Here is a 16,296-nt window from a genome sequence, read left to right as displayed (position 1 = left end):
AACATGCTTCCGCCAACCTTTAAAAACTCAAACCATGAAGGCTAACCTGCTGCAGTTTTTTCTGATCCTCGGATTGCTCAGTGCAATGGCTTGCAAGAAAAGCGACCCGCCCAAGCCCGATCCGGACCCCGATCCTGTGGATACGCTGATGATTAAAAGCTTTGTTTTCAGTGGTCTGAATCCAGCCGTTGCAGCTGCAATCAACCAGCAAACAAAAACTATCACCGGTGCTGTGCCGCGCAGCGCCAACATCAGAAACCTGCAGGTTACTGTGACCTTCACCGAGGGGGCTACCCTGACACCCCCTTCCGGTTTTTCCTACGATTTCAGCAATCCCCTCGAATTCTCGCTCCGAAAAGGTGCCGAAGTGGTGCGCTACACAGCTACGGTCACCTACCAGGCCAGCAACGAAAACCAGTTGCTTGCTGTGCGTTTCCCCGACCTGTTTCGCACCGGCCAGATCAGCGGAAGCAACATCAGCCTGGAAGTTCCATACGGTACCAACCTTAATGAAGTGCTCGTAGAGTTTGATGTGTCTCCATTTGCCAGCGTGCAGCCAGCCAGTGGCAGTATGGTCAACCTGAGCCAGCCCCTGACTGTAACTGTGACAGCCGAAGATGGTAGCACCCGACCATACACCCTGAATACCACAGTTTTGCCCCAGGAAACTGCCATTCGTGGCTTTTGGATTCCTGACCCCACGCACACGCCTTTTCTGACCAGTCTGCAAAACATTCAGCAAGGTGTGGCTATGGCTAAAGAGCTTAATTTCAATGCCTTGTATGTGTGTGCCTGGGCAAAAACACGTACCCTTTATCCCAGTCAGACCCTGGCGAACAATTCCACTTATTCCAATGCACGCGAGGGCATGTTCACACCCACTTACAGCGGCCTTACCGACGATCCGCTGGCCGACCTGATCACGGTGGCCCATGCCGAAGGACTGAAAGTCATTCTTTGGTACGAATACGGTTTCATGGCCCGCTGGGGTTCGGCGCCCAATCCGCAAAACGACCGCATCCTGGCGGTGCATCCGCATTGGGTGGGCATCAACAATGCCGGTCAACCTGCCAATTACAACAACACGGATTTTTACTATAACGCCTATAATCCTGAAGTACAGCAGTTTATTCTCGACCTCATCATGGAGGCCGTCAATAATTACGACATCGACGGTGTGCAGGGCGACGACCGTTTGCCAGCCATGCCCCGCAATGCCGGATATGACGAATACACCGTGAACCGTTACAAGGCCGAACACAATGGGGCCAACCCGCCCAACGACCCTAATGCATGGTCGTGGGTGCGCTGGCGGGCCAACATCCTCAACAACTTTGCCGGAACCCTGTATCAAACCGTAAAGGCTGCCAAACCCCATGTGCTGGTTGCTTCCTCTCCCAATCCCTACCCCTGGGCATTCGAAAACCTGATGCAGGAATGGCCGGTATGGCTCAGCCAAAACAACGTGCAGGCCATGATGGTGCAGTGTTATCGTTACACCCTGCAGGGCTACCGTTCCACGGTGGACGAGATGCTGAGTCATTTTATGGCCAACAGCGATGGCAACAAACAACGGCTGGCTCCGGGGCTGATTCTCTATGGCTCTGCCGGATTGACCGACCCTGAACTCATTGCGGAACAAATCAAGTACAACCGGCAGGTGGGTATTCCGGGTGAGTCGTTTTTCTACAACACACCCTTGGGAGATGCACGCATCCGTAAGGTTATCAAAGCCATGTATCCTGCTCCGGCCATCTTCCCCAATTTCTGACCAGATCGCGGCATGAGGGAACGCAGTGTGGATGTGTTGAGGGGGCTGGCCATTGTGGGCATGGTGCTTTCGGGTACCATCTCGCGCAACTCGGAATTGCCGGCATGGCTGTTTCATGCCCAGATAGCTCCTCCGGATTTTACCTTCAACCCGGGGCTTCCCGGCCTCACCTGGGTGGATCTGGTGTTCCCTTTTTTCATCTTTGCCATGGGAGTGGCAATCCCATATTCGCTCGGCGGACTCATACACAAGGGAGCCGGGTTTGGCGCAATAGTCCGCAAGCTGGTTGTACGTTCCATGCGACTTTTTGTCTTTGCCGTGCTGCTTGGTCAGCTTTCGCCCTGGCATTATCCTGGCGTGGAAGGCTATTATCCCTGGCTGGCAGCGCTACTTTCCTTTGCCGGGTTTTTTCTGGCGTTCGGCCGGCTGCCTTTCGCAGACCGGTATCAACATCTGGCCGAAGCTGCAGGCTACGTTTTGCTTATCACGCTTATAGTTGTCAGACACAGTGTGTTTGGACTTGCTTTTTCGTTCAATAAGAACGACATCATCATGCTGGTACTTGCAAATCTGGCTTTTTTTGGTGGCCTGATCTGGCTGTTCACCCACACCAATCCCACAGCAAGGCTGGCCGTGATGGCGCTGGTATTTGTGCTGAGGCTCACACATGGCGTGGAAGGTTCGGTAAACCAATGGCTGTGGAGCCTGAGCCCGGCGAAATTGATATCGGCCTGGTTGCCCTGGCTGCAGGAGCTTTTGAGTGCGTTTGGCGACCTCAATAAAACGGTTTTCTACAATCCCGAATTCCTGAAATACCTGCTCATTCTCATTCCCGGCACACTTGCAGGCGACATATTGCTGAGCAACAAAGCCCGGCCGGCTGTGGGCAGTCGCGCTGCCCTGGTTTTTGTCATAACGGTAGTGTTTAACACCTGGGCACTGCAGGCACGTGAAACCGGCTGGTTTTGGGCGTTCAACATCATTCTCGGACTGTTATTGATCAGGCGCAGGCAATTGTTGCCCGGACTTCAGGGCAAGGACCTCCACATTGCCCTTTGGAGCTATGCATGGCTGCTCATCGGCACCGCATTTGAGGCATGGGAGGGCGGAATTAAAAAAGACCCTTCCACTTACAGCTATTTGTTCGTCACTGCGGCGCTTTCGGGTTTCTCGCTGCTTGCACTCAGGCAGGCAGTTGAGCGCCAGAGGTGGAAAAACGGATTATCGCTTCTGGCCAACACGGGTATGAACCCTATGATTGGTTATGTGGTGGTGAGCTATGCCATTGCACCCCTGTTGCAGTTTGTGCACATTCTGTCCTGGATGGATCGCTGGCACCTGGCCCACCCCTGGCTGGGAGTGCTGCGCGGACTCGTACTGACCTTGATGATGATGTTTGCAACACAATGGTTTACAAATAAAAAATTGTTCTGGAAGACATGAGACAAAGCATTCTTTGGTTTTTAGTTGTGCTGGTAGCCATGGCATGTGCTCCGGTGACTGAAAAGCAACCTGCAGCTCAGGAAGAGAAATTTGTGTTGGGCTACAGCGAGCCCGTGCGGGGAGTGTGGCTCACCAACGTGGCCAGCGATGCCCTCTACACCCCCGAAAATGTGCGCCAGGCTGTGCAAAAATGCCACGAGCTCGGACTGAACACCATTTTTGTGGTTACATGGAACAAAGCCATGACTATGTATCGCTCGCAGGTGATGAAAGAGCTCACCGGCTATGAGATTGACCCGCAGCTCGACCCGGAGGGCATCGGTCGTGACCCGCTGCAGGAAGTGATCGACGAGGCCAGAAAGTACGGCATCAAGGTCATAGCCTGGTTCGAGTTTGGGTTTTCGTCGAGTTATGGCGAGAATGGCGGCATCCTGTTGCAAAAGAAACCCCATTGGGCATCGCTCGATGCACAGGGCCGGTTGACCACCAAAAACGGTTTCGAATGGATGAATGCGCTCGATCCTGAAGTTCAGGACTTTATGCTTTCGCTGGTGCTCGAGGTGGTGAAGAATTATGAAGTGGATGGCATTCAGGGCGACGACCGCCTGCCGGCCATGCCCAGCGAGGGCGGCTACAATCCGGCTGTGATTGAGGCCTACAAAGCCGACAACTTCGGGCAGGAACCTCCGGCATACCACAAAGACTTCAACTGGGTGCAGTGGCGGGCCGAAATACTCAACCGTTTTGCTGAAAGGCTTTACAAGGAAGTGAAAGCCATCAGGCCCGAATGCATTGTCAGCATGTCGCCCAGCATCTTCCCCTGGTCGAAGGAGGAGTATCTTCAGGACTGGCCCACCTGGGTCAATTTCGGCTGGGTGGATATGGTGGTACCCCAGGTTTATCGCAAAGACAGCGCCTTTTACACCCGCACCCTCGAAGCAACTTACAACTACATCCTCCCCGAAAAACGCCATCTGCTGGTGCCTGGCGTGCTTATCCGTGTGGGCGATTGGCAACCTTCGGAGGCCTATTTCCGCTACATGATTCAGGAAAACCGGCGCATGGGCCTGAATGGCGAGGTGTTCTTTTTCTATGAAGGGCTACACCGCTACGAAGACGATCTGAAAGCCATTTACAAACCCTGAAACCATTTTCTTATGGAAATCGTGCAAGGCATAGCGCTGCTGGTAGTTTTTCTGTTCATCACAGGCATGATGTCCAAGCGCATCTGGCCGGCCCTGCTGGCCATGCCGGTGCTGGCCATCCTAATTGCCCTGGTTGCCGGACTATCGGCCGACGATATTTTCACCTATGTGATCGGTGAGGGCTCGTTTCGTCTAACCGAACCCATCATCATCTCCATGTTCGGGGGCGTACTCAGCATCATGATGCAAAAAACCGGCATAGCCGAAGGCTTCATCAAAAAAGGCGCGGAGCTCTCGGGCGACAATCCGTTGGTCATAGCCCTGGTGATGTTTTTGTTTATCATCCTGCTGTTCACCACCTTAGGTGGACTGGGTGCCATGATCATGGTGGGTGCCATTGTGCTGCCCATTCTCACCTCGGTAGGCATTGGCCGGCTCACCGCAGGCGTCATCATGCTCATGGGCGTCAACATTGGGGGCATGTTCAATGTGGGCAACTGGTCGCTTTACATGAACTCGCTGGGCCTCACCCAGTGGGAAGTGGTAAGGTTTATCCTTTCGCTTTTTGGAGTAGTGTTTGGCGGGTCACTGGTTTATATCGTGGTTCAGCTTTATCGCGACGGATTTTCGCTCACCGCCGGTAACATTGCACGTAATCTGGGCATGATGGCCATTTCTGCGGCTGGCATCGGAGTGATAATCTGGGGCATCCAGAAGCTCAACACCATGCCCGGCTTCCAACCCATCATCCATACTGCAGGCCAGGTGTTTTATTATGCTTTTCTGGCCATCATTGTCCTGCTTTATGCCAATGCCATATACAGGGCCTTTTTGCATCGCAGCAGTGCCCGGGCAGCCATTCACTGGACGGCCATTTTCACGCCTGTGATTCCGCTGGTACTCATCCTGTTTTTCCACGTCAATTTTCTGGCTGCATTCATTCTGGCTATCGTGTATGCCTATCTGATCACCTACAAGCGCGATCACAAAACCGTGCTCATCAAATCGCTCATCGAAGGTTCGTCCATAGTGATGCCGGCAGTGATTCTGATGTTTGGCATCGGATGGTTGCTGGTGGCTGTGCTTGGTCCTAAAGAAGTTTCTCCCGAGTACCTTATGGCACACTATGGTACCCCGGAATGGCCGGTGCGCACCCTGATGATTCCGCTGGTCAAAACCATCATCCCTTCCAATGGCCTGATGTACGTGATTACTTTTACCCTGCTTGCACCGCTGGCGCTTTACCGGGGGCCACTCAATGTGTGGGGCATGGGATTTGGCATCGCCTCGGTGATGATGGCTGCCGGTATGCCTTCGGGCGCCATCCTGGGCATGCTGTGGTCGGTGGGACAGTTGCAGGGCATCAGCGACCCGACCAACATACAAAACGTGTGGATTGCCAACGAAATGAAGGTGGACGTGCAAAAGATACTTTACAACACCCTCCCTTTTGCCTGGGTTTTTGCCTTTTTGGGTTTGATCATTGCTGCAGTAATGTATTTCTGAAACGGAAAGTGCCATGAGAAAAATAAAGATAGGAATTGATGTTGGAGGCACCTTTACGCATGCCGTGGCCGTGGATGTGCAGTCGTTCAGTGTGATAGGCAAGGCGTGTGTGCCCACCACCCACGATGCCCGGCAGGGGGTGGCCGAGGGTGTGGTAGCCAGTATGAAGAAACTCATCGAAAAGACCGGTATTCTGCCTGAAGAAATTGTGCTCATCGCCCACAGTACCACCCAGGCCACCAATGCCTTGCTCGAGGGCGATGTGGCGCCTGTGGGTGTGCTGGCTTTTGGCAAGGGTCTGGAGGGCAGGTTGGCACGCCGGCAGGCCCTGCTCGACGATATTGAACTGGCGCCCGGGAAAATACTGCCCGTGTCATTCTCTTTTTTCGATACCAACAGCGACGTCAGCGAACGCCAGGTTGAAGTTGCCATTCAAAAAATGCAGGCCGAAGGCGCCAAAGTATTTGTGGCAAGCGAGGCCTTTGGTCCGGACGACAACCACCACGAAAAGATGGTGCTGGAGGTGGCCGCGCGCCTTGGGGTGATGGCTACTGCAGCTTGCGACCTCAGCCAGCTCTACGGCATGAGGGTGCGCACCCGTACGGCTATTGTAAACGCCAGCATGATGCCCAAAATGATTGAAACGGCCAACATGACCGAGCAGGCAGTGCGCGAAAGCGGCATCAGTGCACCCCTGATGGTGATGCGTTCCGATGGTGGCATCATGGACGTGAACGAAATGCGCAAACGTCCCATCCTGACCATGCTCTCCGGACCGGCTGCCGGGGTGGCTGCCGCACTCATGTATGCCCGGATTTCCGATGGCATCTTCGTGGAGGTGGGGGGTACCTCGAGCGACATCTCGGTCATCAAAAACGGCATGCCGCAGGTGAAAACTGCCCAGATCGGCAACAACAGGCTGAGCGTCAAGACTATTGATGTGCGTACCATTGGCGTGGCCGGAGGTTCGGTGCCCAGGCTCCATAAAAACAAAGTGCACGACGTAGGTCCGCGAAGCGCCCACATCGCCAACCTCTCTTATTCGGCCTATGCCACCAACGACGATTTTACCGACATCGAACTCGAAACCATCTGCCCAAAAAAAGGCGATCCCTCCGACTACCTTAAGATCAAACGAAGCGATGGCAGCTACACCATTACGCCTACGGCTGCATCCTATTACCTGGGACTGGTGAAAGCAGTAGGCCATGGCGAAGCCAACCTAAAGGCAGTGAAAAGCGCCGTGGAAAATGTGGCCAAACACATGGACAGCGACCCTGTGGAACTGGCAGAAAGCATACTCGATATCACCTCGCGCAAGGTGGAGAAAGTAGTCAAAGGCCTCATACGGGAATACAAACTCGATCCCGATTTTGTGGTTATCTATGGTGGAGGCGGAGGCGCCAGCGCCATTGTGCCACATGCCGCCAAACATATGAAAATGAAACACGAGATAGCCCAAAATGCAGAGGTGATCTCTGCCATTGGCGCTGCCATGGGCATGATACGCGACACCGTCGAACGAAGCATCATCAACCCCACCGAAAGCGACATCATCCGCATCCGTCAGCAAGCCTACGAGTCGGTCATAGCCATGGGCGCCAGCCCCGAGTCGGTCGAAGTACAGATAGAGATCGACAATGCCAATAAAAAAGTCATTGCTGTGGCCACAGGCTCCAGCGAAATGGGCACCGAGCGCAAAGGCGGGGCTTTGCCGGAAAACGATCTGCTGGCCACAGCAGCCGAAGCCCTGAAAGTAAAACCCGATCAGCTGAAGCTGTACGGTCGCACCAACCTGCTGGCTGTGGTGGGCTTCGAGCGCATCAAAAAACATTTCTTTGGTTTGGTGGCCGAGACCATCCGCCCGGCGCTCATCATCACCAGCGACGGGGTCGTGCGCCGGAAATTCGACAATGTAGTGCTCCGCAAAAGCACCGTGGATGGCGTGAAAGGCGTGGTGTCGGAATTGATAGCCGAACTGCGCTCCTATGGCGATGGTGGCGAGCTCATGCCCGATGTGTTTGTGGTGGTTTCGGGAAAAATTGTGGATATGTCGGGCCTGCTCGAGCTGGGCCAGATCCTCTCGCTGGTCGAATACGACCTCAAAGGCATTGAACCTCAGGAACCTGCCATTGTGCTGGCAGTGCGTAAAAAATAGATTATGGACAAACATTTCGACGTGATCGTTTGGGGCAGCAGCCCGCGGGGTATCGAACGTGCCATTGCCCTCAAAAACAGCGGAAAAAAAGTACTGCTTGCTGCCCGTTTCGGCTTTCCGGGCGGTAAGCACACCGAATCGCTGGCAGCCTTTTTCGGCAAATCTCTCAAGGGTGAAGACAGCCTCGATCAGCGGCTTGTGAGCCGTGCAGCTGCCATGCCATTTGGCGTGCTCAACCAAAATCCCTCGGGCATACTGCTACATCCCGAATCTATTAAACGCATATGCTGGGAGTGGATCACAAAGGCCGAACTTCCGGTGCTGTTTCATGTGCTGCCTGCCGGACTGGTGAAAAATGAGCAAGGCAATGTGCTCAGGCTTTTCGGGCGCGAGGGTTTTTTCGAACTCACTGCCGGTGCCATTGAAGACCATGCCGATAATATTCCGTTGAGCGGCATTCATGCGGATGCACATTACAACATGTACATCCACGCCATTTTCAACGATCCTCTGCCGCTGAGCTTACCCGGCTTTAACCTGGTGCGCAATGTGGAAACCCCTATTGGCCGGTTTGTGAGCATCTCCTTGCGCAAGGTGGCGGGAAGGGCCATCGACGATACCTTTAACCGCGAACTCAACCGCCTCTCGACGGAGGGCTGGAGCAAATACCGTTCCCGAATCAGGATGATACCTGTTTATCCCGAAATAATCCCTGTGCAACAATAAGTTATGCAATCAAAGCGCAAAGCGACACAAATTTTCGAAGAGCTGAAGGGCGGCCTGATTGTTTCGTGCCAGGCCGAGGGCGAATCGCCATTCAACAACCCTGCCGATGTGGCCAAGTTTGCTGTTGCGGCCATGATGGGCGGGGCTGTGGGTATTCGCACCGAAGGTGTGGCCAAAGCTGCCGCCATCCGCAGCCTGGTACCTTTGCCCCTGATCGGCCTGGTGAAATCGTACTTCGACAATGGCATGGTGCGCATCACCGGCAGCGAATCGGAGGTGGAGGCCCTCATTGCCGCAGGATGCGACATGGTGGCTATTGATGGCACGTTTCGCGGGCGCCAGGGCATGACCGGCCCTCAGTTTATCAGCCATATCGTGCAGAAATACGACATACTGGTGATGGCCGACATTGCCACCCCGGCCGAAGCCGAGGCTTGCGCCTCTGCTGGTGCCCACTGTCTTTCAACTACCCTGAGCGGCTACACCCCCGAAACGCTTCACTTCGACCACGGGCAACCCGACTGGGACTTGCTTAACCGGCTGGTGAAACAGTTCGGACAGCATTTGCCAGTGATTGCCGAAGGGCGTTTCAATACGCCCGCGCTCGCGGCTCAGGCCATCAAACAAGGCGCATGGGCAGTGGTGGTGGGCACCGCCATCACACGTCCGCAAACAATAACCAAATGGTTTAGCGATGCAATACGACAAATATGATATTCTCGTTGCCGGTGCCGGCATAGCCGGCATTTCGGCCGCTGTGGCTGCCGGAAGGCTGGGAGCCTCGGTGCTTCTGGTTGAGCATTATCCCTTTCCGGGTGGCATGTCGTCGGCCGGCATGGTCTCGCCCTTTATGAAATCGGTCACCGGCGGCAAAAATCTGGTCCGGGGCATCTACCTCGAAATAGAAGACCGCATGCGCCACATTGGCGGAATGATTGATAATGGCTTCTATTCCTGGGCTTTCCGCGCCGTGGCCAACAATATGCTCAGCGATGCCGGGGTGCATCTGGCCTACAATTCCGACGTGACGGAAGTGTTTCGCCACAATGACAGAATTACCGGCATAAAACTGCTGAGCCCCACCGGCTATCGCATTGTGGAAGCAGATCAGTTTATCGACACCACCGGCGATGCCCAGCTTGTAGCCCTGGGTGGATTTCCCTGGCTCAAAGGCGATGAGCAAACCGGAAAGCTGCAGGCACTGACCCTCTTTTTCCGCATGGGAGGCATTGATGTGCAGCGCACAGCCGAATACAGCGCCCGTCATCCGGAAGATTTTCTGCCCTGGATGGATTTCAACTTCGACTTTTCACGCATTGTGAGCATTGCCGGTTACAAGGGGCTGATCAGGAAAGCCAAAGACGAAGGTCGTTTCCCCGCCGATGTGGACTATGTGTTCTTTACCACTTTGCCATCCTCGGGCGAAGGCTCCTTCAACACCACAAACATCCTGGGCATCGATCCCACAACCAGCTTCACCCTCACGCAGGCCGAACAGGAAGGTCACCGGCAGGTGGCACAGATTGTCGATTTTCTGAACAGCGACGTGCCCGGCTTCGAGCAGGCCTACCTGATTGATACGGCTGTGCAGGTTGGGGTGCGCGAAACGCGCCGCGCACAGGCCCAATATATGGTCACCGGGCACGATGTGCTCTCGGGGGCAAAGTTTGATGATGCCGTGGCCAGAGCCTGCTATGGTATTGATATTCACGGACAAAAAGGCGAAGAAAGCCGCATGGACGAATTGCAGGAAGGCGATTATTACGAAGTGCCCCTGCGCTCGCTCAGGGTAGCGGAGTCAGAAAATCTTTTCGTTGCAGGCCGGTGTATTGGGGCCACGCGCGAAGGTCATGCTGCCTTGCGCATCCAACCCACCGCCTCGGCCACGGGCGAAGCCTGTGGCGTGGCAGCCGCCCTGGCTGTGCGATATAAAAAACCCGCCGACCAGGTGCCCTACCTCCTCATCCGCGAACATCTGGCCCACAACCTCGAATAATATATCATGACACAGAAAATAATTTTCGGCACGGATGGATGGCGGGCACTTTTGGGCAGCGAGTTCAACATGCAATCGGTGGGGCTGGTAGCTCAGGCTTTTGCCGACTATTGTCGGTACCAGGGCTACGAGGCCGTGGTGCTGGGCTACGATGGCCGGCAGCAATCGGGAGATTTTGCCCGAATGTTTGCTAACATATTACAAAACAACGGATTAGAATCTCTGCTCAGCCACACCATTGTACCTACGCCAGTGGTCTCTTTTCATTGTGCAAGGCTTGGCCTGCCGGGCGTGATGATCACAGCTTCGCATAATCCCCCGCAATACAACGGCATCAAATTCAAATCACCTGCCGGAAGTCCGTTCTTTACCGAAGAAACGGCAAAAGTGGAAGACCTTGTGGGCCGGAGCCATGTCCGGATATCCTCTGCAACCCCGCCCGTTACCAACCTGATTGAAGCCTATCTTGTGCACCTTGAGCAATCGTTCGACCTCGGCACGATCCGGAAATCCGGCATCAGGGTAGCCATCGACTCCATGCACGGCGCAGGAGGCAGCCTGCTTGAACAATTGCTGAAAAAGCACCAGATTGACGCACAAACTATTGCTGCAGAGCCACTTGCGGATTTTGGCGGTCGCCTTGCCGAACCTGCGGAAGCCAACCTTCAACCCCTTTGCAGGCACATGAAAGCCACCCGTTTTGGCATTGGCCTGGCCACGGATGGTGATGCCGACCGCCTCGGGGTGGTGGACAACCAGGGGAGGTACGTCAACATTCAGCAGGTGATTCTGGCACTGGCATCTTACGTCAAGTTGCACAGGCAAAGCCCGGGACCCTTGGTAAAAACGGCATCGGTGGCCGATAAGCTTCGTCGCCTGGTGCCCGATGATCAGGTGATCGATGTGCAGGTGGGATTCAAATATGTGGCAGAAGCCATGATGGAAAACGGCGCATGTTTTGGAGCCGAGGAGTCGGGCGGTTTTGGCTTTGGCGGTCATCTGCCCGAACGCGATGGGATCTATTCCGGTCTGATGATGCTTGAGATGCTGGCCAGTAATGGGTTTGCCGATATTTCAGAATATCTCGGAAAGCAAAAGGAAGAGCTGGGCGAGATCTGCTATTCCCGCATCGACTGGCACAACCACAACGAACAGCGGCACGGAGTGCTTGCCAGCATGTACAACCTTCCCCCTGCCACGGTGGCCGGCTTCGCCATCGATAAGATGACACCCTACAAAAGCAGCCGGGGCATTATCAATGGGCTGAAAATCAGACTCGAAGGCCTGGATCGCTGGCTGCTCCTCCGTGTTTCGGAAACCGAACCCATGGTGCGCATTTATGCCGAAGGCCAGTCGGACAGCGAAGTGCAACAACTGCTTGCCGAGGGAAAAAGCCTCTTTGAAAACTTGCAAAACGAATTAAAAACCCTATGATAGTCAACCACAATACGGTGATGCAATCCATCGCCGCCCACAACGGGGAGTTTGCCGAGGTGCGCAATCCCGGCTACATTTATCCGCCGGTGGAGTATTATACGCTGGCACCGAAAATTTTCCGCCTCAAAGGCCTCAGCGCCGCCATGATGGATATGGACGGCACCACCACTACCACCGAAGTGCTCTGCATCCATTCGCTCGAATACATGGTGCGACGCATGAGCGGCCTGATGGACAAAAGTCAATGGGAAGGCATCGACCACCATGCCGACTTGCCCTTCATCATCGGCAACAGCACCACCAGGCATGTGGAATATCTCCTGAATAAATACCAGCCATTGATTGACCCAGCCTGGGTAGCAAAATCTTTTGCAGAGGCAGCCTGGTGGACGCTGAGGCATGGCCGCGATGCCCAGCGCAAATCGGAAGTGATACAAAACCTCCGCAAAACCGGACTCGGAGATCTTATCAACGCAATCGCAGTTGCCGATGTCCCTTCCGACCTGAGTGCCAAGCTTCTGCCCTTGCTCCAACAGGGCGATTTCACCTTGCTGGTGAGCCTGGGTATTGACATTTATTATGAAACCTACCACCGCATTCTGGCGCTCCTGAGCAGTGGAAATTCCGCCGAGGTGAAGCGCATGGTCTTTGGTCATGCCCATGCAGGCGGCCACCTGATCTCGCCTATGCCCGGCATCACCTTCCTTTTGCCTCTGCTCAAAGGCTGGCTGGGCCACGAAGCCCATCTGCTGGCGGACGTGCTTTTCGACGATTATCGCAAAAGCACAGACAAAGAAGTTTCTGAAAATCAAAAAGATCTGTTTGTTGAACGAATCAAGTCACTAGGGGCATATTTTGCTGCCCAACCTGCAAAGCTGGGACTTGTCACCTCATCCATTTTCTACGAGGCCGACATTGTGATCCGCGAGGTGATGCAGGTGTTGGCCGAAACCATCAGCCAAAGTGCGCTTAGCGCTGAGCGTAAAGCCTTCATTTGCCGGGCATGCGACGATTACCACAATTGGTACGACGCCTTTGTGACTGCTTCCGACTCGAACGAAATTCGCCTGAAACCCCACCGCGACCTTTACAGCATTGCCCTGCACAAAGCAGGTTTGTTACCCTCCGATTTCGACAATGTGGTAGGCTTCGAGGACAGCCAGAGTGGCACGGTGGCCATCCGCGCTGCCGGTATCGGCTGCTGTGTGGCTGTTCCTTTTGCCCAAACCAAAGGACACAACTTTGAAGCAGCCACCCACATCGCCATTGGTGGCATACCGCAGGTGATCCTCGAACACAACCTTTTCCTCGATTTGTAACACAAAAACCCAGCAAGCATACAATGAGTCAGAAAAAACAAGTGTTTCACGTCATCTCCAACACCCATTGGGACCGCGAATGGCGGTTTACGTTCCAGCGCAACAGGCAAATGCTGGTGGATATGATTGATGCCGTACTCCACATCCTGGAAACAGAACCGGAATATCGGGCCTTCCACCTCGACAGCCAAAGCATTGTGCTCAAAGATTACCTCGAAATTAAACCCCACCGCCGTGCCCTGATCGAACAACTTACCCGCGAAAACCGACTGCTGCATGGCCCATGGTACATCCTGCCCGAAGAATTCCAGGTAGGGGGCGAAAACCTCATCCGCAACCTGCTCATCGGCCACAAGGTAAGCAACGCCCACGGAGGGGTTTCAAAAATCGGGTACTCGCCTTTTTCGTGGGGACAAATCTCTCAACTACCACAGATATACAAGCAGTTCAATATCAACCTGATAATGTTTTATCGGGGCATCAACAGCCTCGATAGTCCAAAAGCCGAGTTTCTCTGGGAAGGCGCCGATGGCACCCGCATGATCTCGTCGCGCTTCAGCACCATGCCGCGCTACAATTTCTATTTCTACATCTACCGCCCTGCCGTGCACAACGAAGGCTTTTACGATGTGGAATATAACTGGAACAAAGGCACCACCCCTTTCCATTTTGCCGACCGCCAGCAACAGGGCGAAGACTATTTTATCATCTCGCCCCATACCGAATACTATCCCGAAACCCTCGTGCCACAGGTGGAAAAAATCATCGCCGACCAGGCCGACGATTTCACCACCCCGCACAAGATATGGATGGAAGGGCACGATTCCTCCGGCCCCAACAGGCTCACGGTGGACATCATACGCGACATCAGGGCCAGAATGCCCTGGCTCGACCTGCGCCACTCCACCCTTGAGGAATATGCGCAGCTGGTGTTCGAATCGGTGAATGTGGACGAACTGAAGCTGGTCACCGGCGAGCGGCGCAGCAGCCAGAACAACAACCGCTGCGGTAACCTCTTTGGTTATACCACCTCTGCACGCATGTATCTCAAGCAGACCAACTTCGATGCAGAGCGGTGGCTGCAATATTATGCCGAACCATTCAACATCTTTTCGGCCATGATGGGGCGCGACATTAACGACCTCTATCCCGAAACCGCCTGGGAAATGCTGGTGCAAAACTCTGCCCACGACAGCATTGGTGGATGTTCGCTCGATGCCATCCATGCCGACATGATGTGCCGCTACAAGCAGGTCACCGAAATTTCTAAAGGGGTGTTCGAACGTGCCGTCAAACATCTGGTGAACAAACTCAATACCCGGGAGCTGGCAGATGCCACAAGTACAAATATCTTTCTCACCGCCATCAACACCACAGCCTACGAAACTACCCAGGTGGTGGACGCCTTTGTGGATGTGCCGGTGCGCCTCGACAAGGGCGGGATACGCATCCTCGACCAAAACGGCAACGAGATTCCCCACCAACTGGTGAAGCGTTTCCACCATCAACCTGTGCTCGAGCAGATGATCAACCGGCCCATGTTTTTCGATATGATGCGCTACGAAATCAAGCTGAAGCTCAGCAAGATACCACAGTTTGGCATGAAAGCCCTCGCAGTGGTACCTGTAGAGCCCCCGGCCATGTCGGAGCAAAATCCCTGGAACGGCCTGCTCGAAAACGAGACACTCAAAGTGCAGTTTGCAGCCGATGGCAGCTTTCAGCTTACACACAAGCCCAGTGGCAAGGTTTACGCAAATATTGGCTGGCTCGAAGACGAGGGCGAAGCCGGTCATGCGTGGGTGCACAAGCCTGTAGGTCCGGTAAATAAAACCCTGGGCAGCCAGGCCTGCCTCGACTTGCTGCACAATGGCCCCATCTGGCAGGAAGTGAAGGTGGAACATACCTTGAATTTGCCTGCCACCCTTGCCGATCGCGACAAGCAAACCCCTGAATACAAGCAAAATAAGGTTGCTTTATATCTGGCTCTCGCGTCCGGCGAACCTTACCTGCACATCCGCGTTGAGCTCGACAACCAGAGCGAGAGCCACCGCCTTCGCCTGATGTTGCCCACCGGCCTGACGGCTGCACAGTATTCCTGGGGCGAGGGACAATTCGATGTGCCCTGCCGCAGCCTCCATCGCCCAGATACCTCCGACTGGATTGAACAGCCTATGTACGACTATCCCATGCATCATTTTGTGGATGTGAGCGACGGGCAACATGGCCTGGCTGTGCTGGTGGATGGCCTCAAGGAATACGAAGTGCTGCCCGACGAAGCCAAAACCCTGGCCATCACCCTCCTGCGCACTTTTGAATACAAAATCAACCCCTCGGCCCCGCAGGACTACAGCTACGAAAAAGGCGCACAGATGCTTGGTTTCTCCGCTTACCGCCTGGCCATCTGCCCCCACATGGGTGATTGGACCGAAGGCAGGCTTTACGAACGAGCCTTTGCCTTCAACTACCCCTTGCGTCTGGCACAGACCGGTCCCCTGAAGGGTGAGCTTGGCACGCAAATCAGCCTGATGCAGCTCGAGGGCGAGGGACTGGTATTCAGCGCCCTCAAAAAACCCGAAAACGGGAAAGCCCAAACGGCCATCCTGCGTGTGTACAATCCCACAAGGCAAACCGTCAAGGGTAAGGTCAGCTTTGCGGTGCCCATCTGCTGCGCTTTGCCGGTCAACCTGGAAGAATTGCTCACAGGCGAAGCCTGCACTATCGAAAACAACGGCTTTGTTGTTGAGGCAGGGCCGGGTAAGATTCTCAGCTTCAGCATTGAATTCCAAAAAGAATAA

The 16,296-nt window shown here is 54.5% G+C and carries 11 protein-coding genes; all 11 read left to right on the top strand.

Annotated features, from left to right (window positions below):
* The first annotated feature begins 34 nt into the window (after positions 1-34).
* The 11 genes from IPM52_09550 to IPM52_09500 are packed head-to-tail and all read left to right on the top strand — an operon-like array spanning position 35 to position 16,296.
* Positions 35-1,771: a family 10 glycosylhydrolase gene (locus IPM52_09550; GenBank protein MBK9291855.1), complete on the top strand. Its 1,737-nt coding sequence runs from the start codon at positions 35-37 to the stop codon at positions 1,769-1,771.
* Between the two features lie 12 nt (positions 1,772-1,783).
* Positions 1,784-3,214 carry a DUF5009 domain-containing protein gene (locus tag IPM52_09545; protein ID MBK9291854.1) on the top strand — a complete coding sequence of 477 codons (1,431 nt, stop codon included), beginning with the start codon at positions 1,784-1,786 and terminating at the stop codon, positions 3,212-3,214.
* The gene (locus IPM52_09540; protein MBK9291853.1) at positions 3,211-4,359 is read left to right on the top strand and encodes a family 10 glycosylhydrolase; all 1,149 of its coding nucleotides are present in this window, start codon (positions 3,211-3,213) and stop codon (positions 4,357-4,359) included. Before IPM52_09545 ends, IPM52_09540 begins: the two co-directional genes overlap by 4 nt.
* A gap of 12 nt (positions 4,360-4,371) precedes the next feature.
* Positions 4,372-5,865, top strand: coding sequence for a citrate transporter (locus tag IPM52_09535; GenBank protein MBK9291852.1), 1,494 nt, complete (start codon positions 4,372-4,374; stop codon positions 5,863-5,865).
* A gap of 13 nt (positions 5,866-5,878) precedes the next feature.
* The gene (locus IPM52_09530) at positions 5,879-8,023 is read left to right on the top strand and encodes a hydantoinase (protein MBK9291851.1); all 2,145 of its coding nucleotides are present in this window, start codon (positions 5,879-5,881) and stop codon (positions 8,021-8,023) included.
* 3 nt (positions 8,024-8,026) lie between these two features.
* Positions 8,027-8,749, top strand: a complete 723-nt coding sequence (locus tag IPM52_09525) for an FAD-dependent oxidoreductase (protein ID MBK9291850.1) — start codon at positions 8,027-8,029, stop codon at positions 8,747-8,749.
* A gap of 3 nt (positions 8,750-8,752) precedes the next feature.
* Positions 8,753-9,463, top strand: coding sequence for an N-acetylmannosamine-6-phosphate 2-epimerase (locus IPM52_09520; GenBank protein MBK9291849.1), 711 nt, complete (start codon positions 8,753-8,755; stop codon positions 9,461-9,463).
* The gene (locus IPM52_09515; protein MBK9291848.1) at positions 9,444-10,745 is read left to right on the top strand and encodes an FAD-dependent oxidoreductase; all 1,302 of its coding nucleotides are present in this window, start codon (positions 9,444-9,446) and stop codon (positions 10,743-10,745) included. The genes IPM52_09520 and IPM52_09515 overlap by 20 nt, the downstream gene beginning before the upstream one ends.
* Before the next feature lie 6 nt (positions 10,746-10,751).
* Positions 10,752-12,179, top strand: coding sequence for a phosphoglucomutase (locus IPM52_09510; GenBank protein MBK9291847.1), 1,428 nt, complete (start codon positions 10,752-10,754; stop codon positions 12,177-12,179).
* The gene (locus tag IPM52_09505) at positions 12,176-13,501 is read left to right on the top strand and encodes an HAD family phosphatase (protein ID MBK9291846.1); all 1,326 of its coding nucleotides are present in this window, start codon (positions 12,176-12,178) and stop codon (positions 13,499-13,501) included. Before IPM52_09510 ends, IPM52_09505 begins: the two co-directional genes overlap by 4 nt.
* Before the next feature lie 23 nt (positions 13,502-13,524).
* The gene (locus IPM52_09500) at positions 13,525-16,296 is read left to right on the top strand and encodes a hypothetical protein (protein ID MBK9291845.1); all 2,772 of its coding nucleotides are present in this window, start codon (positions 13,525-13,527) and stop codon (positions 16,294-16,296) included.

The organism is Bacteroidota bacterium (assembly GCA_016715945.1).
In the GTDB taxonomy this organism is placed as follows: Bacteria; Bacteroidota; Bacteroidia; order Bacteroidales; family F082; genus JALNZU01.
The sequence above is the reverse complement of the archived record's forward strand: the minus strand, read 5'-3'. Positions and strand labels throughout refer to the sequence as shown.